The sequence below is a fragment of the Paraburkholderia sp. FW306-02-B genome (assembly GCF_058782725.1).
Genome location: NZ_JBYSXZ010000002.1, coordinates 247,393 through 273,191, shown reverse-complemented (window position 1 = coordinate 273,191; position 25,799 = coordinate 247,393). Strand labels below are relative to the sequence as shown.

Here is a 25,799-nt window from a genome sequence, read left to right as displayed (position 1 = left end):
TCACTTCACTCCCGGAATGCGGTAGTGCATCGCGATCCTGGCGCCGCCCAGCATGATGACAAGGGAGAGGCCGAGATAAACCACCGTGGCGACAAAATACGACTCGAAAGACAGGAAGGTTTCGTTCTCGATTTGCCGCGTGACATAGGTCAGCTCTGCCGCGCCGATCGCCATCGCGAGACTCGTATTCTTGAACAGCAATACCGCGTGATTGACCATGGGCGGAATCGCATTGCGCAGCGCTTGCGGAAGGACGACATAACGCATGCCATTCAGGAAGTTCAGACCCAGCGCGCGCGAAGCTTCGTACTGGCCATACGGAATCGCACGCAATCCGCTTCGAATATCCTCGGAGAGATAGGCCGCGCTGCACAATCCGATCGCGATGACCGCAAAAACGAACTGGCCGTTGTAGTGGTTAAGCAGCGCCTGCAATGATTCCGGCAAGATGTTCGAGATGCCGAAGTACCAGAACAGAATCTGGACCAGCATCGGCACGTTGCGGTGGTAGGCAACGAACGCCGCGACAAAGCCCGTTGCGAATCGATTGTTGGTCATGCGGATCAGCGTGAGGAGAATGCCCACAGCCAGCGAGAGTACCCACGCCAGTGCGGCCATCGCGAGGGTGAGCTCGATCCCATGGAGAAGCAGCGCGCCATAGTCGCCTTGCAGCACCGTCGCCACGTCAAAATGAAGTTTCATGTTGCACGTCCCAATGATTCGGATCGAAGCGATGATCCCGGTCTTACTCGACCTGCGGCTACACCGTTATCCACTCGGAAGGCGTCATTGACTTCCGTGTTGAATTGATACTAGCTCGCAAAAAAAGGCCGTTGCAGATGCCTTTCTTCTGGTGCAATAAGTTTCGGGAATGATGAATCGGGGCGGCTTCCGGCAGCGGAACAGGCGTGGTCCGGCATGGTGTTTGTCTCCAGTATGCGGCGCCTCTGCGGGCGCCTCATCGGTTTGCGCGCTCCGCTATCGGAGCGCAAATTTTCGCGATTCGACGCCGGCGCAGCAGGCTGCGCCGGTCATCGCTCACGCAACGGCTATCGGGCGCGTCAGCACCTGCGGATTCACCGGGGTCGGCGGCTGTCCGGCCAACGGGCCATGGCCGAGCGCGGCAATCAAATTGTCTGCACAAAGTGCGGCCATCGCACGCCGTGTGCTGACAGACGCGCTGCCGATGTGCGGCGTCAGGACCACGTTCTTCTGGGCAAGCAGAGCTGGACAGATAACCGGCTCACCTTCGAAGACGTCCAGACCGGCCGCCGCGATGCTGCCTTCGTTCAGCGCCACCGCCAAAGCGGCATCGTCCACCACGCCGCCGCGCGCGATATTGGTCAGCGTGGCCGACGATTTCATCTGCTTGAGTTCCGCCGCGCCTATTGCGTGGTGCGAGCTGGCCGAATACGGCACCACGATGATCAGATGATCGGACTCGCGCAACAGCGCCTCCTTGTCGACATAGCGCGCCTGGCAGCCTGCCTCGACATCGGGGGCCAGTTGCGAGCGATTGTGATAGATCACGCGCATACCGAAGCCGAGTGCGCCGCGCCTCGCGATGGCCTGACCGATACGTCCCATGCCGAGAATGCCGAGCGTCGAACCATGCACGTCGCCGCCGACGAACATGTCATAACGGCCCGTCCTGGTCCACTCGCCGCCGCGCAGAAAGTGTTCCGACTCCGTGATACGCCGGGCAGTGGCCATCATCAGCGCGAAACCGAAGTCGGCGGTGGTATCAGTAAGGACGTCTGGCGTATTCGTCACCAACACGCCACGCGCGGTACAGGCTTCCACGTCGACGTTGTTGTAGCCGACGCCGATATTGCACACGGCCTTCAGCTGCGGGCAAGCGTCGAGCAAGGTCGCGTCGATCCGATCGCTGCCCGCCGTCATGGCTCCCACCTTCCCTTGCAGCTGGGCAATCAGCTCCGGCTGTGTCCAGATCGTGTCTTCAGGATTGTCGGTCACGTCGAAGTTCACACGCAGGCGATCGACGATGTCCGGAAATGACGCACGGGTAACCAGTACCGATGCACGCATGAAAAACCTCCTTGTTGGGTTCGGGTGATGTTCGCGCGGGGATATGACATCGAAGGCGATCGACAGCACCGGATTGCCGGACGGATCACCGCTCGCCCAAGCCCGCGTGCGGGCCGCTCAAGCAGGCAGTCGGTCTGCCGGTGCGGCAAGATTCGAAGACAAACTTGCGCTTACTCGTCGTGATCGGCCGGCTCGCGTTTAATCGTCGTCAGTCCGCCCGGCACCTGCAAAGTCGGCAGGATTTCCATATTGCTGATGTTGACCGCCAGCGGTGCGGCGATCGCAAAAGCAATGGCATCGGCGATATCGGACGGCTGCGGCAACTCGAAGCCGTCGATAAATTTCTTGCGTGCCTCCTCGATATCGCCGTGCACATGGCCAAAGATATCGGTGGCGACACGGCCCGGACAGATTTCCGTCACGCGTACGCGCTTGCCGGTCGCATCGACGCGCAACTGGCGCGACAGCGCATGGATCCCAGCCTTCGTCGCGTGATAGATGGAGTTGCCGTTGAAGTTGTAGATCGCCGCGATCGAACTGATGTTGACGATGTGACCGCGATCCCGGGCAACCATGCCCGGCATGGTGAGCCGCACGAGATGGAGAACGGCTTGCAGGTTCACTTCCACCTGCACGTCGATGTCCTCGACACCGGCGTCCAGAATCGAGCCTTTGCGCGATACGCCGGCGTTATTGACGACGATATCGAACGGCACTTCCTGCGTCAGCTTCGTCACCGCCGCCAGATCGCACACGTCGATCGCGTGCGGGATGCAGCCGGTTCGCTCGGCCAGCTCATTCAGACGATCGGCGTTGCGCGCGAGCGCATGCACTTCGAGTCCTTCACGGCAGAAGCGCTCGACGATCGCAGCGCCCATCCCGGTCGAAGCGCCCGTCACCAGCGCGGTCTTATAGTCTGAAAACGGCATGAATGACCTCTATCTGTAGTTCTGAAATGTCGCCCCTGGAGGCGAGTGAAAAGCCTGCTTTCAATGTATACGCCGTGCAAACGCGCGGCAAAGACGGATTGATTTTGTAGCGATAAGGTTGGCTTATGCCTGGCCGGTGCGCCGCCTAGCGTACGAGCTTCGATACCGGCACGACCCGGCCGCCCGCCGATTCGATCACGCCGCGCACCGTACGGGCGAGTTCGACAGCGCCGGGTGTATCGCCGTGCAGCAGGATCGACTGGACCGCGAGCTTGAGCTTGTTGCCCGCGATCGTCATGATCGTGCCTTCTTCCAGCAGCTCCTTGACACGCGCAAGGACGGCTGAGCGGTCCTTGATGACGGCACCGTCCAGCTTGCGCGACACGAGCGCGCCCTGATCGTCGTAGGCCCGGTCGGCGAGAAACGTGTTTGCCGTGCGAATCCCGACGTGATCGGCGGCTCGTTCAATTTCGGTGTTCGTCGAGACGCTGATGATCAGATCGCGATCGAATTCGGCCACCGCGCGCACCAGCGGCTCAGCCAGTTCATAAGATGCGGCCGCCATATTGCCTAGCGCGCCATGAAAGCTCATGTGCGTGACGCGATGTCCCGCCGCTTTCGCAATGCCGGCGAGCGCGCCCATCTGATACACCACGTAATTCGCCAGTTCCAGCGGATCGGCCTGAATCTGCCGCCGGCCGAAACCCATCAGGTCGGGAAAACCGACGTGCGCGCCGACGTCGATCTCGCGCGCCAACGCCATCCGCACCGTCTTGTCCATGATGACCGGGTCGCCCGCGTGATAGCCGCACGCCACATTGGCGGACGACACGATATCGAGCATCGCTTCGTCCTCGCCCATACGGTAGGGCCCAAAACCTTCGCCAAGGTCCGCGTTCAGGTCGATTTCCACAATCCACTCTCCGTACTTTGATCTGTCTGTACCAGGCGATCCGTAGCGGACCACCCAGTTCAGCTTCTGTCTATCGATGCGCGTCTACGCCGATGGCGAAAGCTCGAGCAATGGCGTTCCGTAACCGACTGTCGTTCCATGCGCGACGAGCAGCTGCACGACCACGCCCTCCGCTGACGCGACCACTGGCACACACAGCTGCGCGATCTGTAGCAAGCCGACTACGTCACCCCGTTTGACGTGAGCGCCCGCACCAGTCAGCGGCGTTGAACGTGCCGGATGCATTGCCAGAAAGATGCCTGCCGACTTCGCGCAGACGCTGACGGCCTGCTTGCGCAACGAAGTTTCCGGAACGCTCACTCGTCCAGCGGCAGCGACGGGCGCAGGCGGTTGCGCCGATGCGCTCCTGCTAACGGCATAAGACTCCTGCTCCATCGTCAACCGAATCGTCGCCCCGGGTTTTCTGATTTCGATGAACTCGATATCGGCCGCTGCCAGCCACGACGTGATTTGCCGCAGCTCGCCGATATCCACTTCGATTTTTTGTGTCATGTTTCAATGTCTGGAAGGACAAAAGAGCCCAACGAGATTGCGCACCTTCAGGAGATAGCCGTCCAGTTCTTCCAGTGCTGCGACGGCTTCTGAGTACGTCGTCTGGACAAAGCGAATCTTCGTACCAATGCGCGCCTGCGCGAGCCGCCACAAATCCGCTTCGATCACGGTGCCGATCTTCGGATAGCCACCCGACGGCTGCGCATCCCGTAGCTGAATGATCGGCTGTCCGCTATGCGGCACCTGGATCACGCCCGGTACGATCCCGTGCGAGCGCTTTTCAATCGCATGTGTCGCATTCAATGTCGGACCGGCGAGGCGATATCCATACCGATCGCTCTGCGGGGTGACTTTCCACCCTTCACGCCAGAACGCTTCAAGCGATTCCGGCTGGTAGCAGTTGTATTCCGCTGCGGGCAGCACGCGCACCACGGTTTCCCCGGCGTCGGCCGCGGGACTGGATAACGGCGCCGGCAACGCGTACTCGGGCGGCACGGTTCCGAACCCCGCCGCGTGCATGGGATCTTCCGGCGCGGCACGGTCGGCGAAGCCCACTGCCTTCAGCACGTCACCCTTTTGCAACTGACGGCCGTTGTAGCCACCGAACTGGCCTCGCAGCTGCGTGCTGCGCGAGCCCAGCACGACCGGCACGTCCACGCCGCCCGCGAGCGACAGATAGCAGCGCGTGCCGCTGGTCGGCACGCCGATCGTCAGTACGTCCCCCTGTTTCGCGTGCACCGTCCACCATGGCAGCACGGGCCGCTCGCCCAGCCGCGCGGCGCAGTCGGCGCCGGTGATGGCGAACGCAAGGTCTTCGAGGAAGCGGATGCGGAAGGGAAACATCGGAATCTCGATGCCGGCCGCGTCGTCCGGGTTACCGAGCAACAGATTGCCGACCGCGAGCGCCAGCCGGTCCATCGCTCCGGCCGTTCCGACGCCGTAGCGCAGATAGCCTTCGCGCCCCTGATCCTGCACCGTTGCCAGCGCGGACGAAGACAATATCTCGATCATGGAACGATCCTCTCGACGCGAAACCGGATCATGTCGCCGGGCGCGAGCGTAGCCGGGTTCTCACGCGCCGGATCGAAGAACGACATCGACGTGTGGCCGATGGTGTTCCAGCCGCTCGGACCCGCCGATGCCGATACGCCCGTTTGCACCCCGCCGATCGACACCGCGCCGCCGGGCAGCCCCAGCACCGGAACCTTGCGCCGCGGCGTGGCGATACGCGGGTCCATTCCGCCGAGATAGCAATACCCAGGATGGCTGCCGAGCGCATAGACGGTGTATAGCGGCGCGCAGTGCAATTGCACGACCTCATCGACAGACAGCCTGGTGTGGTTCACGACGTCCTGCAGATGCGGCCCGAATTCGCCGCCATATTCCACCGGCAACTCCACCACCTTCCCTTCTATCTGCAACTCGTTCGCCGCAGCCCACGCGTCGCGCAAAGCAGCGCCCAGCGAGTCCGGATCCGCGGGCGGCGTGGAAAACGTCAGCATCAGATTGGTTACGCCCGGTACCGCTTCGCGCACGCCCGGCCATGATTCGACCTCGCGGGCAAGCGTCCAGATGCGACGCTGCGCACGCAGATCGAGCGCGCCAGGGGCTTCGAACAGCATCGCCGTCGTACCCAGCATGCTGATGCAAAGCGACGGCTCCGATTCGTCCTGTTTCATTGCAAGGGCGGTGCTCCGTGAATCCGGCCGTAACCCCCCGGCTGCGTCCGTGTGCGCGATCGACGCATGCTCAACGATCAGCGTCATGTCTGTTTCCTCTTTGCGAGCCAGCGCTCCAGATGATGAATATCGACCCCGCCCGCGCGAAATCCCTCGTCCTCGAGCATCGCCTGATGCAATGGCACGTTGGTGCGAATGCCTTCGACCCGCATCTCCGAGAGTGCGACGCGCATGCGCGCCACGGCCTCATCGCGGGTGGCGCCGTGTGTGATCACCTTGGCGATCAGCGAGTCGTAATACGGCGGCACGACAACGCCGCCGCTCACGTGCGAGTCCACCCGTACGCCGTTGCCGCCCGGCAGTTCCCAAACGGAAATCTTCCCCGGGCACGGAACGAATGAGAACGGGTCTTCGGCGTTGATCCGGCATTCCAGAGAATGGCCCAGCGTGCGGATGTCCGACTGACGAATGGTCAACGCGTGCCCTTGGGCGATACGAATCTGCTCCCGCACGATGTCGATACCCGACGTCATCTCCGTCACGGGATGCTCGACCTGCAACCGCGTGTTCATTTCGATGAAGTAGAACTCGCCATCCTCGAAGAGAAATTCGAAGGTACCCGCTCCGCGGTAATTCGTCTGCCGGCAGGCCTCGGCGCAGCGTTCGCCCACTTGCCGGATCAGTTCCGGGTCGATGCCGGGCGCGGGGGCCTCTTCCAGCACCTTCTGATGGCGCCGTTGCAGCGAACAGTCGCGCGAACCTAGCCACAAGGCATTGCCGTGCGTGTCGCACAAGACCTGAATTTCGACGTGACGCGGATGCTCGAGAAACTTCTCGACATAGAGTTCGGGCTTGCCGAAAGCACGGCGTGCTTCCTCGCGCGTCACCGACACCGCCTCGAGCAGTTGTTCGGGCCCCGGCACCACTCGCATGCCACGGCCGCCTCCGCCACCCGCCGCCTTGACGATGACCGGAAAGCCGATCTCCTCCGCGACCCGCAAGATCTCGGCCGGGTCATCCGGCAGACCGCCGTCCGGGCCCGGAACACATGGCACGCCGGCCGCGCGCATGGTCCGTTTGGCGGCCACCTTGTCGCCCATCGTCCGGATGGAATGGGATTCGGGGCCGATAAAGGCCAGGCCCGCCGCCTCGACCTGCGTGGCGAATTCCGCGTTTTCCGACAGAAAGCCGTAACCGGGATGAATCGCCTGCGCGCCGCTGACGTGCGCGGCGAACAGGATCGCGGCCCGGTTCAGATAGCTTTCGCCAGGCGCAGCGGGCCCAATACACAGCGCCTCGTCCGCGAGCCGCACGTGACGCGCATCGGCGTCCGCTTCGGAATGGACCGCCACGGTTTTGAGGCCCAGTTCACGGCAGGCGCGCTGGATTCGCAGCGCAATCTCGCCACGATTGGCGATCAGTACCTTGTTGAACATGGTCGCTCAGCCGATTCGAAAGAGCGGTTGCCCGGATTCCACTTCGCTGCCCGGAGCGACAAGAATCTCCCGGACGGCGCCGCCGAATTCAGACTCGATCGCGTTGAACATCTTCATCGCTTCGATCGTGCACAGCACCTGGCCTTCGTCGATCGTGTCGCCGACACACACGAACGGCGCCTCGCCAGGCGCCGGTGTCAGATGGACGATGCCGAACATAGGCGCACGAACGAGGTGCAGCTCGCTTGCCGTTGCGGGCGCTGCGCGGGTTGCGTCGACGGATTGCGCCGGCTCGGCGAGCGGCGATTGAATCCCTTGGGCATCCGGGGCAGGCGTCGAGGCAGCGCGTTCATCGCCCGATGCCACACCAGCCCGGCTGCCTCGCCGCTTTGCCTTGACAAGCTTGACCCTTTCTTCGCCCTCGATGACTTCGAGCTTGGCCAGCGGAGATTCCGCCAGCAGGTCGATAAGCGCCTTAATCTTCTGGAGATCCATCTTTGAGTCCGTGGCCGGTTAGACGCTCGCCGGCAAACTGGCGGGCGCGAAGCGCCGCTGCTGCTGCTGCACGACAAGCGGAACCACTATCCGGTTGTCTCGCCCGCGTGACGGCAAGCCTCGTCGCTCCGGCTCCCTTCGAACCGGGCGATCGACGATGGACTCAATGTATCCGGCGCATAAAAATTGCGCCAAGACGGTTTGGCTTTGTAGCGATAAGGCGCGCTTATGTATCGGCGCCGGACTCGGAGCGCACGTCGAGCGCAAGGTCTCCCGCCAGCTCCAGCAGGATGTCCTTGACGGCCGCGGCGGGCTCGGAAAGAGGAAGGTGATCGGACAGACAGACCGAAAGCGGAATCTTGATGACGGGTGAAACGATACGACACTGCACGATGTCGCCCGCCGCCGCCACCACGCGCGCGGTGGAGTCCGGCAGAATGGTCGCGCCGATCCCCGCGCTCACCGCTGCCGACAACGTCGACGCCGATTCGATCTCGGCCACCACGTTCGGGATCATCTGCACGCGCGCGAATCCTTCGTCGACGTACTTGCGCAAATAGTTGTACGGACGCGGCAGCAGAAGCGGAACATCGCGCAATTCAGTCACGCCGATCTGCTCCTGCGTGATCCCCATGCTGCGCGGTGCGACCAGGAACAATTCCTCGTTCATCAGAAGCTGAAACGACAGGCCGTGTACGGGCTTATCGCCATACAGCACGGCCATGTCCATTCGCCCGTTCATGATCAGTTCGCTAAGCGTCGTGCCGAAGTTCTCGTTGATGTAGAGCAGGATATCCGGGTGCCGGGCACGTACGGTACGCAATAGCGGCAACGACAGTGCCGACGCCCCGGTGCCGGGCGCCAGTCCCACCGAGACCTGGCCCGACAGGGTCTGGCCGGCACTCTTCACGTCGGCCTGCGCCTGTTCGTACTGGCGCAGGATCAACTGTGCGTGGCGATACAGCGTGGCGCCCGCTTCCGTGGCCGTGACGCCCCGCTTCGTACGCACGAGCAGTTGCTGCTGGAACTCGTCCTCGAGCGTGATCAGCTGCTGGCTCAGCGCCGGCTGGGCGATATGAAGCACTTCGGCGGCCTGAGTCAGGCTGCCGATATCGACAATCTTCACGAAGTACTTCAAACGCCGCAGGTTCACGGTAGTCGCGTCTCAACGTTAAGGGATTGCAACAATGATAGGGCAAGCGCCGCTCAACGGACAGTGCTTAAAAAAACCCTCTCTCGCACCGTGGCAACGCGAAAAAACCGCGGGTCAGCGTATTCCCTCATGGACCTCGGTCAGCGAAACCGAACGCCCACGCGTGCCGCCACGTCATAAGTGGATGTTATTGCACCAGCGGAAAGTCATCTTGGCTTGAACTTTTCCGCGCCCTTAATGTGAAGGCTCATCAAATGCCGTTCAGGAGTCAAGTGTGAGTGCATCGCGCATCGCCGCCCGCGTCCAGCGAATCAAACCTTCGCCGAGCAGTGCCGCGGCCGACCGGGCCGCAGAACTGCGGCGGCAAGGAAAAGCCATCGTCAACCTCGTGGTTGGCGAGCCTGATTTCGATACGCCTGCGCATATTCGCCAAGCCGCCTTCGAGGCGATGGAGCGCGGCGAAACACGCTATACGCCAACAGCGGGCACGCCAGCGCTGCGTGCCGCCATCGCCGCGAAGCTGCATCGTGAGAACGGTCTTTCGTACGATCCCAAGCACATCATCGTGACGTGCGGCGCCAAACACGCGATCTTCAACGCGCTCGCTGTCACCGTCGAAGCGGGCGATGAAGTATTAATTCCCGCCCCTTACTGGGTGTCCTACCCCGACATGGCACTCGCCTGTGACGGTGTGCCGGTCATCGTGGCCTGCACCGAGGAGGACGGCTTCAAGCTGACGTCCGCCACCCTCGAAGCGGCGATTACGCCACGCACGCGCTGGCTGATCATCAATTCGCCGACCAATCCGACCGGCGCGACCTATAACACCAGCGAATTGCGCGCGCTAGCGGATGTGCTGCTGCGTCACCCGCAAGTGCTGGTGATGATGGACGATATCTATGAGCACATCCGCTTCGAAGGCGAGGCGTCGCAGCACCTGCTCTCTATTGAACCCGCGCTCAGCTCGCGCACCCTGGTTGTCAATGGCGTCTCCAAGACCTACGCGATGACCGGATGGCGCATCGGCTACGCAGCCGGGCCCGCCGACCTGATTGCGGCAATGGACACGCTCCAGTCCCAGTCCACCAGCAACGCCAGCTCGATCAGCCAGGCTGCGGCGCTGGCCGCGCTGAACGGCGACCAGACGTTTGTGCAGCAATCCGTGCAGACCTACAAGGCGCGCCGCGACCACGCGCTCGAAGCCCTCAATGCGATTCCAGGCATCAGTTGCAAGACGCCGGGCGGCGCCTTCTATCTGTATGTCAATTGCGGCGGCATGATCGGCCGCACCACGCCGCAAGGCAAGCGCCTCGAAGGCGACGCCGACGTCGTCCTGTACCTGCTCGAGCACGCTGGAGTTGCATTGGTTGCCGGATCGTCCTATGGCGTCTCACCGTTCTTCCGGATGTCGATCGCCACGAGCATCGAGATCATCGATGAGGGTTGCAGGAAGATCGCAGCCGCAGTAGCCGCATTGAATTGAGAGTACGGCGACAACGTTGATACACAGCGGCGTCGCCTCGTAAAAAAGACATGCCGCGCCGACAGGACGCGGCAGTCGGTTTGGAGCTTTCCATTTTTCGTCAATCTGCAAGGGGATCTACTCGTGAAAAAGCATACATTAGGCATACTAACTGGATTTGGACTGGCAATTTCAGGCATCGCGCACGCGCAGTCGAGCGTGACCCTATACGGCATCATCGACGAAGCCGTGCGCTTCGATACGCACCAGAACAAATCCGGCGGGAAGCTTTTCACGATGGGCAGCGGCGGCGAGATTCAGGGTAGCCGCTGGGGCCTGCAGGGAACCGAGGATCTCGGCGGCGGCATGGCCGCGATTTTCCAACTCGAAGGCGGCTTTACACCGAATACCGGCGTGACACAGCAATCCACGCCGTCCGGTGCCGCCCGCCTGTTCGGCCGTACCGCGATGGTCGGACTCAAAAGCCCGTACGGCACAGTGACGATGGGACGTCAATACACGCTGGTGCATGAAATGGGATGGACGCACGATATCTACGCGTTCGCCAATTACACCGGCACCATCGGCTTCCAGGGCGCCGGATTGACCGGCGGTGGGCGTCTGGACAATACCGTGCGCTATACCTCGCCAACGTTGGCCGGCTTCACCCTCAAGGGCGCGTACACGTTCGGGCAGACGGCGGGCAGCATTCACCAGAACTCGTCGCCGGCCGTCAGTCTTTCCTACGATAACGGCCCGTTGAGCGTCGGCGCGGCGTATCAGGTCGTCAACGACATCGGTGGCCTGACGCCTTCGACAAGCGCCTACGGCAGCACCTACTTCGGCGTGACAATTCCGGACAGCTCACAAAAGATCTTCACCGCGGGCGCAACCTATAAATTCGGCGCGGCGAAGGTGTTCGGCTCGTATATCTACAGCCACGTCTATCCCGCCGATTACCGCAACGACTCCTTCTCGACCGCGGTCCAGTACTACATCACGCCGGCGCTCGTTCTCGACCTGCCGTTCTACATCGACTTCGTCCACCATGCCGGCCGGAGCGGCACGCGCATCACCGGCGGCCCAACGCTCGACTACTTCCTGAGCAAGCGCACGGATGTCTATGTGGGCGTGGACTACAACCACCTCACTGGCGCATGGACGACCCTCGCCGCGGCCTCCGGTTCAAACCAGCCGTTTTACGGCTACAACTCGGTGTTCGAAGCGGCAATCGGTCTGCGTCACAAGTTCTAACGTCTATGGCACCCCGTGACCGTTCGGCGTTGCCCGATAAGTGAGCATCCATAAGCGGCGACTATCGGCCCAGACAACATCGGTCTTTGTCGACTGGGTCTTTCGCCGCTAATGTATAGCGTGCTGATCCCGCATTCACCGTTATAGGCACTTACCATGCACGCACTTGTCATTCACGCACCACTGGATTTGCGCATCGAGGACGTTCCCACACCTGAACCGGAAGCAAACCAGTTGCTCGTGCGGGTTCGGGCCGGCGGTATCTGCGGCTCCGATCTTCACTACTTCAATCATGGCGGTTTCGGCACTGTTCGCATCAAGGAGCCCATGGTGCTCGGCCACGAAGTTTCCGGCGCCGTCTCGCGTGTGGGACCTGGCGTGACGGATATGCCAGCCGGCACCCGGATCGCCATCAGCCCTAGCCGGCCATGTGGTCTGTGCCAATACTGTCAGCAAGGGCTGCAGAATCATTGCCTGGATATGCGCTACTACGGCAGCGCGATGCGCACGCCGCACGTGCAAGGCGCATTTCGCCAGGAGATGGTGATCGACCGTTCACAGGCGCACGTCGTGGCGGACTCCCTGAGCGATGCGGAAGCCGCGATGGCCGAGCCGCTCTCTGTCGCGCTTCATGCCGTGCGACGCGCGGGTCCGCTGCTCGGCAAGCGTGTGCTCGTGACCGGATGCGGACCGATCGGCGCGTTGATCGTGGCCGCTGCGCGCAGAGCCGGCGCGGCCACGATCGTCGTCACCGATGTGAATACGCTGCCGCTCGACAGCGCGAAAAAGGTCGGAGCAGACCTTGCGCTCAACATCGCCGAGACACCGGATGCGCTCACGCCGTTTACCGCCGGCAAGGGCAGCTTCGACGTGCTGTTCGAGGCGAGCGGCAACGCAGCGGCACTGCGCGGCGCATTCGACGTACTCAAACCACGCGGCGTGATCGTCCAGGTCGGACTCGGTGGAGACATTACCTTGCCGATTAACGTGATTGTCGCCAAGGAATTCGATCTGCGCGGCGCGTTCCGCTTCCACGAAGAGTTCGCCGTGGCCGTTGAACTGCTGAACAAAGGGCTGATCGACGTGAAGCCGTTAATATCCGGCATTTTCCCGTATCAGGATTCGGTCAAGGCATTCCAGACCGCCGGCGATCGTTCCAGATCGATGAAGGTGCTGGTGACTTTCGATTGAACGTGTGCGCCGGGCGGCGACTGTCGCGCAGCATGCCGCGATCGTCGTCGGACAGACTGACGAGCAAACCAGGCTCGCCGCCATCATCGCCACGGGCCAGAAAAAAACGGGCCGACGTCGAGATGCAGACGTCGGCCTTTTGAACTTCTCGCTGCGCCTTGCTCAGTTGTTGCAGCGCGCTTCGAGTGCATCGATAAACGCGCGGTTCCAACGGCCCTCCTTCATCGCACGCATGGTTTCGGCCTCTGCTTCCAGAACGGCTAGCGCCTTTTCAATGACATGTTCGGCATCGTCCTGCGGAATAGCCAGCAAGCCGTCCTGATCGCCGACAACGATGTCGCCCGGATTGACCACCATTCCGCCGACCGATACCGGCACGTTGATCTCGCCCGGACCGTCCTTATACGGCCCCCGGTGCGTGACGCCACGTGCGTAAACGGGAAAATCCCGATCGCGGATTTCCGCGACATCGCGGATTGCGCCATCGACCACCAATCCGACCACGCCGACGCCGGCCGCGTAGAAAGACAGAATGCCACCGACCACGGCGTTGTTGAGGTCGCCCCCCGCATCCACCACCAGCACGTCACCGGGACGGCAAAACTCCAGGGCGCGCAGGTAAGTCAGATTGTCGCCGCCTCGCGAGCGCACCGTAACCGCGGTGCCGGCCATCGTCTTCTTGCCGGGTCGCTGATAGGGATGGAGTCCTACGCTGCCGATGTTGCGATGCATGTTGTCGCTGAGAGCAGATACGGGAATATCACGCAATGCGGTAAGAATCTTGTCGGCAGCTTGAGGCGCCGAAGGGTTTTTCCTGATGGCTTTGTACATGGTCAGTCTTCGCTTCCGGATGTAAGGGGAACCGCTCTTGCAGGTTAGGACCGAGGAGGCAAAACGAAGGGCTCATCCGGAAACATCACATCAGTTCGAGGACGGGAACCGATTTGCGCCTGTCGACATGTGGACGCTTACTGGTTGTCCTGCCGCCTGAACTATCGTGATTGCCCGAGCACGCTTCATTGGCTTCCGTGCAGCCGCTGTAGCACGGATATAACGGTATATCGCCCCTGCGAATAACGCCAAGACGGGTTCGTTCTTGCACGATAGGAAACGCTTATGTAACCTGATTTTTAGAAGTCAGACCACCGCGGGCGTCCCGTTTCCGGCGGACGGATAACGAGGACACGTTGAGTGCAAGGGGAGTTGCCGCAGAGGCGTCGCTTCGTCAACCCCGAACAACGCCCAGTGGCGGCTGTTTCTTCGAAAATATCGTGATCGGTCGCAGTTCGACCCGTTGTGGACAATCAAGAGACTGTACGGACGACCGTAGTCGGCCGGCACTCTGCCTCGTAAGAAAAGAATCGAACCGCGGCCGAGGGGCGCAAAGCGCCGCGCGGCCTCGCGACCCACGAGGAACCCGCCAAAACAATTCAGCCGCCAGAACGATTCGAAGACCTCCGCTTCCATCGTGCGCAGGTCCAGAGGTTGGTTGTTTCCCGCGTTGTATGCGACGAGGTCGGCGCTGCTGCCATTTTCGTCTGCCCGCATCGCGACGTCGAACAACCGGATCACATCCGCTTCGCGCGTCACATCCATGACGAATATGCTCGCCGAGCCACCTGACTCGACAATGCTCTCGCGGACCCGTTCGATCTTCGCTTCGGTGCGCCCTGCGACGATGACGTGACGACCCTCTGCTGCGAATCGGCGAGACAGACCGGCGCCGAGCCCGTGCTCCGGCCCCACTCCGATGACCACCGCCTTCGGGCGGTCCGCGACATGCGTTTCTGCAGTGATGGACATAGCTATTTTCCCTTTACGAAATGAACATCGGCGCAGCCGTGAAAGCGGCACGAGTGACCTGCCTGGTCCAATCGAAGCGCCGTTTAAGTTCGTCAACGATTGCGATGGGTGAACGATACCGAGCGCGTGCAAAGGGATAAACCGCTGCTACGATGCCACATTGTTTCTTCTGTGAAACAATGCAGACCGAGTGGGAAAGCGAGGAGTCGGATCGTGGACAAGTTTCAGGCCATGCAGGCGTTCATTCGAGTGGTCGAGAGCGGGACCTCCACGAAAGCTGCGCAGATGCTCGATTTACCCAAGACGGCTGTCAGCCGTCTGATCGCGTCGCTCGAAGTCGAATTGGGCACGAAGCTGCTCAACCGGACGACGCGCAAGGTGTCGACGACAGCGGATGGCGCCGCGTACTACGAGCACGCGCTGCAGTTGATGAGCGATCTCGCGGAGCTCGAGGGCTCGATGTCGCGTGCGAAGAGCAACCCTCGAGGACGCCTGCGTGCCGATCTGCCTGTGCCGTTGGGTCTGTCCGTGATCCTTCCCGCGTTACCGGCGTTCGTCGAGCGTTATCCGGACATCGAGTTCGAATTTGGACTCAGCGACCGCCCGGTCGACCTCATTGCAGAGAACGTCGACTGCGTCGTGCGCGCGGGGGAGATCTTCGATCAATCGCTCGCGGCGCGACAGATCGGCGCCGTCAAGCAGATTCTGTGTGCGACGCCTGCGTACTGGGACAAGCACGGGCGGCCTTCGCATCCGTCGGACCTCGAGCATGGCCATGTCGTCATCCGAACCATCGCTTCGCGAACCAACCGCCCCTTTCCGATTGTGGTAACGAAAGATCGTGAACGCGTGGACGTGCAGAATCGGCGCGGACTCACCTCGAACGACATCATGGCGTGCCTGACCATGAGCCTGGCCGGTCTCGGTGTCGTACACGCGTTGACGTTTTCCGCCACTACACACCTTCGAAGCGGCGCGCTCGAAGCCGTCCTGAACGACTGGGTATCGGATCCCGTTCCCGTTTTCGTCGCGTATCCGCCAAACCGGCACCTGAGCACGAAGGTTCGCGTGTTCATCGACTGGCTCGCCGCACTGTTTGCGAGCAATGAATCGACCGCGAAGAGCGAGCGCAGCGCGAAGACGTAGCGGATGCCAACCTCCGCAACGCCGCCGACCACGGTTGATCGGCCTCAATGGCGCCGCCGTGACGGAAAGTACAAACCTGAGTGAAGCGGACTCAGACATCACAGACTTGAACGCTGTCAACGGGCGTGCCATACGAAGTCGTCAGTCAGTGAGATCCAGCGAAATCGTCGATCTTTGCAGCGGGTGAGAGCGCGAACGAGGCCCGCATATCTCGAGTCTCATCGGCAGGCGAGCGCCCGAAAAACCGCTTGAACTCGCGGCTGAACTGCGATGGACTTTCGTAACCGACCCGCGCCGACGCGGATGCGGCCGTCAAGCCGTCGCGAATCATCATGAGGCGCGCCTGATGCAGACGTGTCGACTTGATGTACTGGATCGGAGAAGTCAACGTGACGGCTCGAAAATTGGCATGAAAAGTCGGCACGCTCATTCCAGCCTCGTCCGCGAGACAGCTGACATCTAGCGGCTGGGCAAAGTCGGTGTGGATCCGCCGCAGTGCCTTCGCTACCCTGCCGAAACGGCCTTGATGGGCGAGCGCCGCTCGCATCGCCGCACCACGTTCCCCGACCAATACCCGATAGCAGATTTCGCGCACGATCGCTGGCCCAAGCACCTGGGCGTCGAGCGGTGAAATCAACGCCCGGAGCAGGCGCAACGTGGCGTCGGCAAGATCGCCCTCCAACGGCGTGGATACGATCCCAAGCGGCGTGCCTTGCTGATGGCGGTCCGACTGATCGATTGTCAGAATCAGATCGGTCAGATCGGTGAGATCGAGCCGCAACGACACGGCCAGCATCGGCTCGGACTCGCTTGCCTCGGTTTCAGTTGAAAACGGCAGCGGCACGGACAAGACCAGATAATGCTGCGCATCGTAGACGTACACCTCGTCGCCCAGAAAGCCCAGCTTGCGCCCCTGACACACGATCACGATGCTGGGCTCATACAGCACGGGCGTGCGCCCCAGCGGCCGGTTCGAGCGCATGAACCGCACGCCTTCAAGCGCGGACTGGGTGTACCCCTCATTCGGTGCCAGACGCTGAAGCAGGCTCGCCATCTTTGTGGAAACCGGGTTGTCGGCAACTGTCACGAGGACTCCTCTTGCACCAGATCAAGTGGAGTAATTCTACTGGACGCGATCGACGGACAGCAGCCCACTTCAATAGGAATAGGCAATACCGCCATCGTTGCGTGTATTCGCGCGCAGGCGTCCGGCTCATAAGATGGGTTATCGGTTGCACGGTGCAGCCGAAGCACCCGGGAGACCGCGCCGCGATTGCCTTGCCGCCTCGTGCGCGGACTTCGTAACCTCTTCCTCAGACAAACCCGCACGAATTATCGGAACGGAGAACGCAACATGACAAAGCAAACCAACCACCCCAAGGTCATCCTCATCACCGGGGCAAGCAGCGGCATCGGCGAAGCGACGGTCCGGCTGCTCGCCGCGCAGGGGCACCAGCTCGTAATCGGCGCGCGGCGCACCGATCGGCTCGCGGCGCTGGCCGAAGAAATCCAGGCGAGCGGCGGCTCGATTCGTTACCTGGCACTCGACGTCACTTCCGCTACCGACGTCAACGCTTTCGCCCAATTCGCACTGGACGCCTTCGGCCGTATCGACGTGATCGTCAACAACGCCGGCGTGATGCCTTTGTCGCCCCTGAACGCGATAAAAGTGGACGAATGGAATCGCATGATCGACGTGAACATCCGCGGCGTGCTGCATGGCATCGCCGCGGTCCTGCCGACCATGGAGCGCCAGGGGTCCGGCCAGGTCATCAATATCTCCTCGATCGGCGGCCTGTCCGTCTCACCGACGGCCGCCGTGTACTGCGCCACCAAGTTCGCCGTGCGCGCCATCTCGGACGGCCTGCGGCAGGAAACCGACAAGATTCGCGTGACCGTGATCTGCCCGGGCGTCGTGGAGTCGGAGTTGGCCGATTCGATCTCCGACGAAACCGCGCGGGCAGCGATGCGCGACTTCCGCCGCATTGCGCTCACGTCCGACGCTATCGCTCGCTCGATCGCCTATGCGATCGAGCAGCCGGCGGATGTCGACGTCAGCGAAATCGTCGTACGCCCGACGGCGAGCCCTTTCTGACCACCTTCATCTCCAAGGAGAAATTCATCATGACTTCACATGCATCCGCAGACCAGCCGTTCGCCGGCAAGGTCGCCATCGTCACCGGTGCGGCAAGCGGCATCGGACTCGCCACCACCGACCTGCTGCACGCGCAAGGCGCCAGCGTGATCGCCGTCGGGCGCGGCGCCAACGTCGAAGCGTTGGCCCGCCCGGGGATCGTCCCGCTCATCGCCGACGTCGCGCACGAGGAAAGCGCGGTGCGCGCCGTGTCCACCGCAATGGAACGCTTCGGCAAGCTGGACATTCTGGTCAACAACGCCGCGATCATCATCAACAAGCCGGTCGTCGAAATGACGCTCGATGACTGGAATGGCATTCAGGCGGTCAATTCCACCGGGGCATTCCTCTTCTCGCGCGAGGCAATGCGCGCAATGATGCCGGCGAAGACCGGCGCCATCGTCAACGTTGGTTCATACGCGTGCTATCAGGCGTTTCCGTTGATCGCCGCCTACGCGGCGTCGAAAGGTGCGCTCGCCCAGCTGACGCGCGCCATGTCGCTCGAGGCAATCGATCACGGCATTCGCGTCAATGCGGTGGGGTCCGGCGATGCGGTGACGAATATCACGAACCACCTCCACGAGGATGGCCCGGCCTTCCTTGCCGAGCACGGCAAGAACGCGCCGATCAAACGGGCGGCCGAGCCGCGGGAAATCGCTGAAGTGATCGCCTTTCTTGCATCTGAGAAAGCCAGCTATATCGTCGGCGCAGTGGTAATGGCGGATGGTGGCATGAGCGTGGCCCTCAAATAACGCCTTCGCCGAATTATTTTAGAAGTCGTTTTCACTTAAATTTGTACTACTAATATCTAAAGGAAATCATCATGAGCAAGTCCGCAAAAACCTGGTTCGTCACCGGTGCATCGAAAGGCGTCGGCCAACGACTCGTGCGACAACTCCTCTCACGCGGCGATCGTGTCGCCGCTACCTCGCGAACCGTGGCGTCGCTGACGGACGCGATCGGCCCCGCCTCCGCGCAGTTTCTGCCTATGCAAGTGGATCTGACCAACGACCAGAGCGTGCAGTCCGCGATCGTGCAAACGATCGAAACCTTCGGCAAGGTCGATGTGATCGTCAACAACGCCGGCTACGCGCAACAAGGCACCGTCGAAGCCCTCTCGGACGAGGAGCTTAGGCAGAACTTCGACGTCAATCTGTTCGCGCCGCTGACGGTCCTGCGACACGCGCTTCCGCATCTGCGCGAACAATGCGGCGGGCATGTGATCAACATCGCGTCAATCGTCGGTTATCAGGGCGGATACGCCGGCTGGGGCAGCTATGTGGCGAGCAAGTTTGCACTCGCCGGCCTGACGGAGTCGCTCGCCGCCGAGGTCGCCGAGTTCGGTATCAAGGCAACGGTGGTCTATCCGGGTCCCGTACGCACGGAGTTTCTGTCGAGCGGCGCGCTGGCAGTCGCCAAACGGCAGATCGATGACTACACCGAAGCCAAGGCATCGCTCGATCTGCATCTCGGCACGCTGCACGGTAATCAGGCTGGCGATCCGGACAAACTGGCCATGTTGATCATGCAAGCCGTGGACGTAGCGGAACCACCGTTGCACCTGTTCGCCGGCAAGATCGCCAACGAACTGGCAGTGCAAAAGGCCGCGGCGGTCCAACACGACATCGATGCGTGGAGAGGCTCATCCGAAGCGACGGACTTCGCCGGGTAACGGTGGCGAACGCCCTCGGATGGCCGCCGCGGGGTTTCCGCAGCGAGCACAATGCACGCGATTCACCTTCTCTCGCGCACTTTACTGATTGTGGAAGTCAGGCGCACAATCAGTGCGGATATTGCAGCCCGGAGACGTTTCCAGTCTTCCTGATTGTTCGCGCCAACTGGGTATTCCATAACAGGCTCACCAGGGCCGCAATGTGCGCCCTCCCATTCGGAACGCCCCCATGAGCAATAATTCTTCAGGCAGATTTGAAGAACTGGTGTCAGGCGGCAGCCGTCACCATCAGATTTTTCCAAGGCTGGATGAAAAGCAGTTTGCGCTATTGGAGCGATACGGCGAACGACGCAAACTGAAAACGGGCGATTTACTGTTCTCGGAAGGTGATCGGCACATTCCCATGTTCGCCATCGTCTCGGGCTCAATCGAGGCGACAAGAGGCTCCGGAGACGGTCTCCATGTTCTGGGCGTGCACGGCCCTGGCAGTTTCACCGGTGAGGTGGGAACGCTTGCCGGCCGCGCCGCGGTGGCGACCGCGCGCGCCACCTGTGATTGCGAGGTTATCGCTATCGACGAGGAATCGCTACGCGAGCTCGTCATTGCGGAAGCGGAGTTGAGCGAAACGATCATGCGCGCGTTTATCCTGCGGCGCGTCGCGTTCATCCAGGATCAGAATGGGGGTGTTCTGGTCATTGGCAGTTCGGCTTCTGCGGCCACGCTCGGTTTGCGGCATTTTCTGAGCCGCAACGCCCAGCCGTCGGCCTATTTCGATATCGTCGAGCATGAAGAAGCAAAGGCGCTCCTTGAGCGTTATGGCGCGACGGACGCTGACATACCGGTGCTCATTACGTTGCAAGGCGTCGTGCTGAAGAGTCCGACCAACCGGGCCGTGGCTGATGCGATCGGCCTGAGCCCCGACAGGTTGAATGGCGAGCGGTTCGATGTGGTCGTGGTCGGCGCGGGACCGGCAGGTCTCGCGGCCGCGGTCTATGCGGCATCCGAAGGATTGCGGGTCGCGGTTCTCGACACCAAGGCCCCGGGTGGCCAGGCGGGTACCAGCTCGAAGATTGAAAATTACTTCGGGTTTCCGACAGGTATCTCGGGACAAGCACTTGCCGGCCGCGGCTTGTCTCAATGTCGTAAATTCGGCGCCGAAGTCGGCGTACCAATCGAAGTACTCGGCATCGAATGCCACGAGGCGCCACCCTTTCACATCCGTCTTAATTACGACGAGCACGTGTATGCCCGCGCTATCGTCATCGCAACCGGCGCTCGCTATCGAAAACCGTCGCTGACCCGCCTCGAGGATTTTGAGGGACGCGGAGTCTATTACAGCGCAACGTTCATGGAAGCTGCGTTCTGTGCCAACGAAGAACTGATTATCGTCGGCGGGGGAAATTCAGCCGGCCAGGCCGCGGTTTTCCTGGCGGGATTTGCGCGTCACGTCCACATCGTGATTCGCGGCGACGGACTCAACGCGAGCATGTCGAACTATTTGATCAGGCGGATTGACGCCGCTGCGAACATCACCGTTCATCTACGAACACAGATTGTCGAGTTGAAAGGCGAGACACAACTTGAATCTGTCATATGGGACAGGCAGGGGCATATCGAACCGAAGCCCTTCCGCCACATCTTCCTGTTTCTTGGTGCGCAGCCCAATACGGGTTGGCTCGGCGATTGCGTTGCGCTGGACAAGAACGGCTTTGTGCTCACCGGTCCCGATGCAATCAACAAGTGGTCGTCAGACCGCCCTCCTTACTATCTGGAGACGAGCCGACCTGGCATCTTCGCAGTGGGTGACGTTCGCAGTGGCTCGGTGAAGAGGGTTGCGGCCGCCGTCGGAGAAGGAGCTGCCGCCATTCAGTCTCTTCATCAATATCTAGCTCTGTATGAGTGACGTCTGATTACAAGCGTCAATGCAAGATTGCTGAAGCGTTCGGCGAGAAGTCCACACGCAGCGAATACGTGGGGCCGCTGGGCGCTATCCGACTCGACATATTTCGGGTCATCAAACATCAGGGTCAACTTTGAGGCGCAGTGCAGTCACTCAAAGCACTAACGCTGACCGTCGCTTCATGGCCGACGTTCGAAGTGGCGTCCCGCCAACGGCAGATCACAAAGATAACCGGACATCCAGCCGCTCTGCTTCCCGAAATAACGCGACATTGGTTTGCATACCTTGCAGTCCTATGCGACGACCCAGTCGTGGCCAGCAATCGGACCACCCGCTTGCTGCATGCGACCGCCCGAAACCAGACCGCCAAGATCCACTGGTGCGTAGCCAAAATCGTTGACGAGTCCGATCACCACCGCCTTTGCGTCCTTGTCGTCACCGGAGACGAAGATCACGCGCTTTCCGTCATGAAACTTCGGGCCCTTGTCGTAGTGCTCCATGCGGATAGCATTGAACGCCTTGACGACGCGAGCCTCCGGCGCGTGTGCCGCGACGATCTCGCTGGCGCCCGTGCCCCCCAAGTCCGCCAGAACGAGCTCAGGCTCGAGTTGCGTAAAAGGGTTAGTGGTATCCACCAGAATGCGACCTGCCCAATTGGGCAGCCCATCCAGGGCCGACGGGACTTGAAGCCATGGAACGGCGAGCATGACCAGCTCGAGCCGGGCCACCTGCTGGACCGTATCTGCCGACGCGTTCCGACCGAGTCCGGCCACGATATCGCCCAAAACCTGCGGCCCACGACGAGCGCTCAAGACAACCTCATGTCCTGCTTGAATGGCACTCCTGGCGATGGACTGCGCTACAGCACCGGCTCCAATAAAACCAATCTTCATTTCGACACCTCAGCGGCAACGTAAGTCAACGAAGCCATGCTCGTCCAGGAGCACGGCACTTGGGAGAACAGCCAGGTCAGTTCGATGAGCGCAAGTCGAGCAGCACCTTGCCACCCTTGATTGCGTGAGCGACGGCCTTTTGGTAGTCCGCAAGCGGATAGACGGCAGCCACAGGCAGGTCAAGCTCGCCGCGAGCCATCAGTTCGGCAGACTCCTTGATTGCGTCCATGATGTACGGCAGGTATTCGGGAAGGTCGATGTATATGCCGCGCACGACGATGCCGCGCAGATGCAGGTCCACGACCTTGAGCGGCGTGACCAGCTCGCCGCTTGTGAACGCATAGCTCACCAGCGTACCGTTTTGCGACAGCACGTCGATCAGGCGCACCGCAGCCGAACCGCTCAGGCCGTCGATGGCCAGACGAACGTTGCCCGGACCGACCGCGGCCCTGGCTTTGTCGATGGCGCCTGGCTCATCGACGAGAACGACGTCCCCACCAGCTTCTTCCAGTTCCTTGACCAGTTCCGGACGACGTACGAAGTTGATGGTCCGCAGGCCACGCTTCTTCGCCAACGCGATCACCGTGCGGCCGATGCCGGAGTTGGCCGCGTTTTGCACGATCCAGTCGCCTTCCTTGAGGTCAACGAAGCGCCCGAGCAGAAGTACGGCCGTGGGAGGATTGATGCGCAGCATGGCCAGTTGACGTGGATCGACGTTGGCAGGCAGCGCAATCAGCCCCTTGGCCGGGATCACCAGGCGCTCGCGCCAGGTCAACGCATAAAGCGGGGGCAACACGCGGTCGCCGACCTTCACGCTGGAGACATTCGAGCCTACCTGCAGAACTCGCCCGACGCCTTCGTTGCCCACGATCGAGGGCAGTGGAGTCGAGTAGGCGAAGCGATTGGTGATGACGGCCAGGTCATTGCCGTTGATGGGGGCATACTCCATCGCGATCAGGACTTCATCCGGGCCGGGGTTGGCCGGCTCCGGAAGGTCAACGAGTTTCAGCGTCTCGACGGGGTCGCCGAAAGCGGTGTTCTGGATAGCACGCATGGCTTACGTCCTTTCATAAGATGTTTGACTGGAAAGCCGGGAGGCAATACTTCGGCACTCGGGGCTCATTTCGAAATCGTGCAAAAACCGGGGTGAACGCTACCAGGCCGCCCCTCATCACGAGGAGCGCCTCACATTGCGCAGGACGCGTAGCGCTAGAACGCGAGCAGCACCATGCCGGTCCTTCCCCTGCGGTACGTATGTTCGAGCGCTCCCAGGTAGTCGCTCGCCTGATAGCGTTCCGCTACGGGGAAAAGGCTCGGGAAGTTGCGTGCGAGCTCGAGCGCCTTGGCCACGTCTGCATCGTGCACCGCCGCGGCTTCGAATTGCCAGCTGAACAACGACACACCCTTGATGGTCAGCGCTCGAGGGGCGATGGAACGAATGTCCGTCGTAGCGCCACCCAGGGAACCGTAGCTAACGATCGTTCCACCGCGAGCGAGGAAGCTCGCTACGTCGGGCAAAAGCGCGCCGCCGACGCCATCGAACGCCACGTAGACGGGCTTGTTCGCAAGCGCATCGCGAAGCTCGTCCTTCCAGCCCTGGTTCTCCGTGACAATGACAGAAAGGTTGGGGCGAGCAGCTTTAAGCGCTTGCGCGCTCGCCGCGGAGCCGACGAGCAGGATCGGATTGACGCCCACTTCGACGAGCAGATGAGTGAGCAGCTTTCCGACGGCGGAATTGGCAGCCGTCTGAATAACCGTGACATCTTCGCGCTTGTCTTCAGGCAACGCGTTGTGACCAGCCCGCATCGCAAGGCGTGCAGTCAACGTGTTGACCAACATCTGCGCTGCGACCTCATCGCTCACTTCATCGGGCACGGGTATCAGCGACTGGACAGGCGCGGCGATCCTGGCGCTCCAGGCGCCGTTGACGGGAAAGAAGGCCACACGTGTGCCGACCTGAATCCGGTGTGAAGGGTCGATGTCAGCGGCCAGCGCTTCCACCACCCCTACACCTTCGACGCCGGGCACTCGACCTCCCCTCGGGATGAGGGGAGCCGCCCCGAAGGCGGGGGAAGCAGAGACGCCCAGCAAGTCGCCCGGATGAACCGGTGCGGCGGACACACGCACAAGCGCCGCTCCGCTCACAAGAGAAGGGGCATCGGAAAATGCTTCCAGCGTGAGCACCTCGGCGGGCTCGCCATGGCTGGTGTGAACAATTCGCTGCATCACAGACTCCTTCCGCAAGAATTTGATTATTGGAGCGATCGCTCCGTTATGGCAGAATAGATTCACCTCTACAACTTGTCAATTATTTTTGGAGCTATGACTACAAAAAAAGATACGCAACCCCGGCGCAGCCGCGGCAGGCCCTCAACCTTTGATCGTACGGAAGCTCTGAACCGGGCCATGAAGCTCTTCTGGGAGCAGGGATACGAAGGAGCCTCCTTCGACCAGTTGATCCAGGCCATGGGGATCAGCCCCTCGAGCTTCTATAACTCGTTCGGCAGCAAGGAGCAGCTCTACAAGGAAGCGACTGACGCATACCTGAGCATGGCCGAAGTCTGGTTCGCTGGCAGACTGTTCGGCACGGCCGACGCGCGAGAAGCATTCACGAAGCTTCTCGATACTACCGTCGTGGAATTCACTCGAAACAGCCACCCATCGGGCTGCATGATCTCTCTGGCCGGCACTCACCTGCCCCCCGAACTCGCTTCTATTCGTGAGACGATGACCGAGCACCGCGCAAACGCTGAAGAGATGATGGCGCAGCGGTTGCGCAAGGGGGTCGAAGACGGCGACTTACCGCCTGACACCGACGTGGCCGCACTTGCTGCCTTCTACAGCGCCGTGACCCGCGGAATGGCCGTCCAGGCACGAGACGGAGGCGGCCCGCAAAAGCTGAAGGCGATCGCAGATGTCGCCATGCAAGCATGGCCAGCTCAAAGCGGTCGGGCAAGATCTGCAAGACCCCGGGGAACTCGCGTTGTTTGACCGGCCGTGCTGCACGGAGTGATCCAGCACCGGCGCCCGCAGGGCGTCGATTTGGAGCGTCATGCTCTGCTTCCTTTCGTGGACTGACGCAGCATCGGCACGCCGTGGGTGAGTGCGTATCCTTCGGTGCTCAGAATCCAGTCGGAG

General features: G+C 61.4%; 25 protein-coding genes. 9 read left to right on the top strand and 16 right to left on the bottom strand.

The genetic code is table 11. The features are described 5' to 3' along the window. From AC3WOG_RS22130 to nac, 10 genes are all read right to left on the bottom strand, one after another. On the bottom strand, window positions 1–702 hold the full coding sequence (locus tag AC3WOG_RS22130; protein WP_492580091.1) for an amino acid ABC transporter permease: 702 nt from the start codon (window positions 700–702) through the stop codon (window positions 1–3). Between the two features lie 336 nt (window positions 703–1,038). Beyond that, window positions 1,039–2,049: a 2-hydroxyacid dehydrogenase gene (locus tag AC3WOG_RS22125; RefSeq protein WP_492580090.1), complete on the bottom strand. Its 1,011-nt coding sequence runs from the start codon at window positions 2,047–2,049 to the stop codon at window positions 1,039–1,041. A 170-nt stretch (window positions 2,050–2,219) separates the two neighbouring features. Continuing rightward, window positions 2,220–2,978, bottom strand: coding sequence for an SDR family oxidoreductase (locus tag AC3WOG_RS22120; RefSeq protein WP_341317691.1), 759 nt, complete (start codon window positions 2,976–2,978; stop codon window positions 2,220–2,222). A 145-nt stretch (window positions 2,979–3,123) separates the two neighbouring features. Then, on the bottom strand, window positions 3,124–3,891 hold the full coding sequence (locus tag AC3WOG_RS22115; protein ID WP_492580089.1) for a LamB/YcsF family protein: 768 nt from the start codon (window positions 3,889–3,891) through the stop codon (window positions 3,124–3,126). An 84-nt stretch (window positions 3,892–3,975) separates the two neighbouring features. Further along, window positions 3,976–4,443 (bottom strand): biotin/lipoyl-containing protein, encoded by a 468-nt coding sequence (locus tag AC3WOG_RS22110; RefSeq protein WP_492580088.1) that lies wholly within the window; start codon window positions 4,441–4,443, stop codon window positions 3,976–3,978. 3 nt (window positions 4,444–4,446) lie between these two features. Beyond that, window positions 4,447–5,454: a 5-oxoprolinase subunit C family protein gene (locus AC3WOG_RS22105; RefSeq protein ID WP_492580087.1), complete on the bottom strand. Its 1,008-nt coding sequence runs from the start codon at window positions 5,452–5,454 to the stop codon at window positions 4,447–4,449. Continuing rightward, complete coding sequence (gene pxpB, locus AC3WOG_RS22100; RefSeq protein WP_492582402.1) at window positions 5,451–6,122, bottom strand: 5-oxoprolinase subunit PxpB; 672 nt, start codon at window positions 6,120–6,122, stop codon at window positions 5,451–5,453. The genes AC3WOG_RS22105 and pxpB overlap by 4 nt, the downstream gene beginning before the upstream one ends. An 83-nt stretch (window positions 6,123–6,205) precedes the next feature. After that, on the bottom strand, window positions 6,206–7,558 hold the full coding sequence (gene accC, locus AC3WOG_RS22095) for an acetyl-CoA carboxylase biotin carboxylase subunit (RefSeq protein ID WP_492580086.1): 1,353 nt from the start codon (window positions 7,556–7,558) through the stop codon (window positions 6,206–6,208). 6 nt (window positions 7,559–7,564) lie between these two features. After that, window positions 7,565–8,053 (bottom strand): acetyl-CoA carboxylase biotin carboxyl carrier protein, encoded by a 489-nt coding sequence (gene accB, locus AC3WOG_RS22090; protein WP_492580085.1) that lies wholly within the window; start codon window positions 8,051–8,053, stop codon window positions 7,565–7,567. A 226-nt stretch (window positions 8,054–8,279) separates the two neighbouring features. Further along, window positions 8,280–9,206, bottom strand: coding sequence for a nitrogen assimilation transcriptional regulator NAC (gene nac, locus AC3WOG_RS22085; RefSeq protein WP_492580084.1), 927 nt, complete (start codon window positions 9,204–9,206; stop codon window positions 8,280–8,282). A 274-nt stretch (window positions 9,207–9,480) separates the two neighbouring features. Between nac and AC3WOG_RS22080 the strand changes: the two genes are divergently transcribed. From AC3WOG_RS22080 to AC3WOG_RS22070, 3 genes are all read left to right on the top strand, one after another. Beyond that, complete coding sequence (locus tag AC3WOG_RS22080) at window positions 9,481–10,689, top strand: aspartate transaminase (protein ID WP_492580083.1); 1,209 nt, start codon at window positions 9,481–9,483, stop codon at window positions 10,687–10,689. 123 nt (window positions 10,690–10,812) lie between these two features. After that, window positions 10,813–11,922 carry a porin gene (locus AC3WOG_RS22075; RefSeq protein ID WP_492580082.1) on the top strand — a complete coding sequence of 370 codons (1,110 nt, stop codon included), beginning with the start codon at window positions 10,813–10,815 and terminating at the stop codon, window positions 11,920–11,922. Between the two features lie 156 nt (window positions 11,923–12,078). Then, window positions 12,079–13,113: an L-idonate 5-dehydrogenase gene (locus AC3WOG_RS22070; protein ID WP_492580081.1), complete on the top strand. Its 1,035-nt coding sequence runs from the start codon at window positions 12,079–12,081 to the stop codon at window positions 13,111–13,113. Between the two features lie 162 nt (window positions 13,114–13,275). Here the strand turns inward: AC3WOG_RS22070 and AC3WOG_RS22065 are convergent, their stop codons facing one another. Together AC3WOG_RS22065 and AC3WOG_RS22060 are read right to left on the bottom strand one after the other, a co-directional pair. Further along, complete coding sequence (locus AC3WOG_RS22065) at window positions 13,276–13,944, bottom strand: RraA family protein (protein ID WP_492580080.1); 669 nt, start codon at window positions 13,942–13,944, stop codon at window positions 13,276–13,278. Window positions 13,945–14,250: 306 nt separating this feature from the next. After that, complete coding sequence (locus tag AC3WOG_RS22060; protein WP_492580079.1) at window positions 14,251–14,916, bottom strand: SDR family NAD(P)-dependent oxidoreductase; 666 nt, start codon at window positions 14,914–14,916, stop codon at window positions 14,251–14,253. 213 nt (window positions 14,917–15,129) lie between these two features. Here AC3WOG_RS22060 and AC3WOG_RS22055 point away from each other — a divergent pair, with 213 nt between their 5' ends. After that, entirely contained in the window at window positions 15,130–16,062 is a 933-nt protein-coding gene (locus AC3WOG_RS22055; RefSeq protein ID WP_492580078.1) for a LysR family transcriptional regulator, read from the top strand. Window positions 16,063–16,207: 145 nt separating this feature from the next. On the opposite strand, the gene AC3WOG_RS22050 is transcribed toward AC3WOG_RS22055, so the two are convergent. Next, complete coding sequence (locus AC3WOG_RS22050; protein ID WP_492580077.1) at window positions 16,208–17,149, bottom strand: AraC family transcriptional regulator; 942 nt, start codon at window positions 17,147–17,149, stop codon at window positions 16,208–16,210. Window positions 17,150–17,416: 267 nt separating this feature from the next. On the opposite strand from AC3WOG_RS22050, the gene AC3WOG_RS22045 reads away from it, so the two are divergent. The 4 genes from AC3WOG_RS22045 (at window position 17,417) to AC3WOG_RS22030 (ending at window position 21,771) form a co-directional block, all read left to right on the top strand. After that, window positions 17,417–18,157, top strand: a complete 741-nt coding sequence (locus AC3WOG_RS22045) for an SDR family oxidoreductase (protein ID WP_492580076.1) — start codon at window positions 17,417–17,419, stop codon at window positions 18,155–18,157. A 29-nt stretch (window positions 18,158–18,186) separates the two neighbouring features. Then, window positions 18,187–18,948 carry an SDR family NAD(P)-dependent oxidoreductase gene (locus tag AC3WOG_RS22040; protein ID WP_492580075.1) on the top strand — a complete coding sequence of 254 codons (762 nt, stop codon included), beginning with the start codon at window positions 18,187–18,189 and terminating at the stop codon, window positions 18,946–18,948. 71 nt (window positions 18,949–19,019) lie between these two features. Continuing rightward, a complete protein-coding gene (locus tag AC3WOG_RS22035) occupies window positions 19,020–19,868 on the top strand; it encodes an SDR family oxidoreductase (protein ID WP_492580074.1) in 849 nt (282 codons plus the stop codon). 229 nt (window positions 19,869–20,097) lie between these two features. Continuing rightward, a complete protein-coding gene (locus AC3WOG_RS22030) occupies window positions 20,098–21,771 on the top strand; it encodes an FAD-dependent oxidoreductase (protein WP_492580073.1) in 1,674 nt (557 codons plus the stop codon). 290 nt (window positions 21,772–22,061) lie between these two features. Here AC3WOG_RS22030 and AC3WOG_RS22025 read toward each other — a convergent pair whose 3' ends face one another. From AC3WOG_RS22025 to AC3WOG_RS22015, 3 genes are all read right to left on the bottom strand, one after another. After that, window positions 22,062–22,661, bottom strand: a complete 600-nt coding sequence (locus tag AC3WOG_RS22025) for an NADPH-dependent F420 reductase (RefSeq protein ID WP_492580072.1) — start codon at window positions 22,659–22,661, stop codon at window positions 22,062–22,064. Window positions 22,662–22,737: 76 nt separating this feature from the next. Then, window positions 22,738–23,715, bottom strand: a complete 978-nt coding sequence (locus AC3WOG_RS22020) for a zinc-dependent alcohol dehydrogenase family protein (RefSeq protein ID WP_492580071.1) — start codon at window positions 23,713–23,715, stop codon at window positions 22,738–22,740. Between the two features lie 155 nt (window positions 23,716–23,870). After that, window positions 23,871–24,887: a zinc-binding dehydrogenase gene (locus AC3WOG_RS22015; RefSeq protein ID WP_492580070.1), complete on the bottom strand. Its 1,017-nt coding sequence runs from the start codon at window positions 24,885–24,887 to the stop codon at window positions 23,871–23,873. Between the two features lie 180 nt (window positions 24,888–25,067). On the opposite strand from AC3WOG_RS22015, the gene AC3WOG_RS22010 reads away from it, so the two are divergent. Further along, window positions 25,068–25,652, top strand: coding sequence for a TetR/AcrR family transcriptional regulator (locus AC3WOG_RS22010; RefSeq protein WP_492580069.1), 585 nt, complete (start codon window positions 25,068–25,070; stop codon window positions 25,650–25,652). Window positions 25,653–25,799: the final 147 nt, after the last annotated feature.

What these genes read in the sequence shown, in the direction of transcription:
- AC3WOG_RS22110 (WP_492580088.1), bottom strand. Translation starts at nt 4,443, where the DNA reads ATGACACAAAAAATCGAAGTGGATATCGGCGAGCTGCGGCAAATCACG.
- AC3WOG_RS22120 (WP_341317691.1), bottom strand. Translation starts at nt 2,978, where the DNA reads ATGCCGTTTTCAGACTATAAGACCGCGCTGGTGACGGGCGCTTCGACC.
- AC3WOG_RS22125 (WP_492580090.1), bottom strand. Translation starts at nt 2,049, where the DNA reads ATGCGTGCATCGGTACTGGTTACCCGTGCGTCATTTCCGGACATCGTC.
- AC3WOG_RS22015 (WP_492580070.1), bottom strand. Translation starts at nt 24,887, where the DNA reads ATGCAGCGAATTGTTCACACCAGCCATGGCGAGCCCGCCGAGGTGCTC.
- AC3WOG_RS22025 (WP_492580072.1), bottom strand. Translation starts at nt 22,661, where the DNA reads ATGAAGATTGGTTTTATTGGAGCCGGTGCTGTAGCGCAGTCCATCGCC.
- AC3WOG_RS22045 (WP_492580076.1), top strand. Translation starts at nt 17,417, where the DNA reads ATGACAAAGCAAACCAACCACCCCAAGGTCATCCTCATCACCGGGGCA.
- AC3WOG_RS22040 (WP_492580075.1), top strand. Translation starts at nt 18,187, where the DNA reads ATGACTTCACATGCATCCGCAGACCAGCCGTTCGCCGGCAAGGTCGCC.
- AC3WOG_RS22105 (WP_492580087.1), bottom strand. Translation starts at nt 5,454, where the DNA reads ATGATCGAGATATTGTCTTCGTCCGCGCTGGCAACGGTGCAGGATCAG.
- AC3WOG_RS22035 (WP_492580074.1), top strand. Translation starts at nt 19,020, where the DNA reads ATGAGCAAGTCCGCAAAAACCTGGTTCGTCACCGGTGCATCGAAAGGC.
- AC3WOG_RS22060 (WP_492580079.1), bottom strand. Translation starts at nt 14,916, where the DNA reads ATGTCCATCACTGCAGAAACGCATGTCGCGGACCGCCCGAAGGCGGTG.
- accC (WP_492580086.1), bottom strand. Translation starts at nt 7,558, where the DNA reads ATGTTCAACAAGGTACTGATCGCCAATCGTGGCGAGATTGCGCTGCGA.
- AC3WOG_RS22130 (WP_492580091.1), bottom strand. Translation starts at nt 702, where the DNA reads ATGAAACTTCATTTTGACGTGGCGACGGTGCTGCAAGGCGACTATGGC.
- AC3WOG_RS22010 (WP_492580069.1), top strand. Translation starts at nt 25,068, where the DNA reads ATGAAGCTCTTCTGGGAGCAGGGATACGAAGGAGCCTCCTTCGACCAG.
- AC3WOG_RS22030 (WP_492580073.1), top strand. Translation starts at nt 20,098, where the DNA reads ATGAGCAATAATTCTTCAGGCAGATTTGAAGAACTGGTGTCAGGCGGC.
- AC3WOG_RS22070 (WP_492580081.1), top strand. Translation starts at nt 12,079, where the DNA reads ATGCACGCACTTGTCATTCACGCACCACTGGATTTGCGCATCGAGGAC.
- AC3WOG_RS22065 (WP_492580080.1), bottom strand. Translation starts at nt 13,944, where the DNA reads ATGTACAAAGCCATCAGGAAAAACCCTTCGGCGCCTCAAGCTGCCGAC.
- AC3WOG_RS22020 (WP_492580071.1), bottom strand. Translation starts at nt 23,715, where the DNA reads ATGCGTGCTATCCAGAACACCGCTTTCGGCGACCCCGTCGAGACGCTG.
- accB (WP_492580085.1), bottom strand. Translation starts at nt 8,053, where the DNA reads ATGGATCTCCAGAAGATTAAGGCGCTTATCGACCTGCTGGCGGAATCT.
- pxpB (WP_492582402.1), bottom strand. Translation starts at nt 6,122, where the DNA reads ATGAAACAGGACGAATCGGAGCCGTCGCTTTGCATCAGCATGCTGGGT.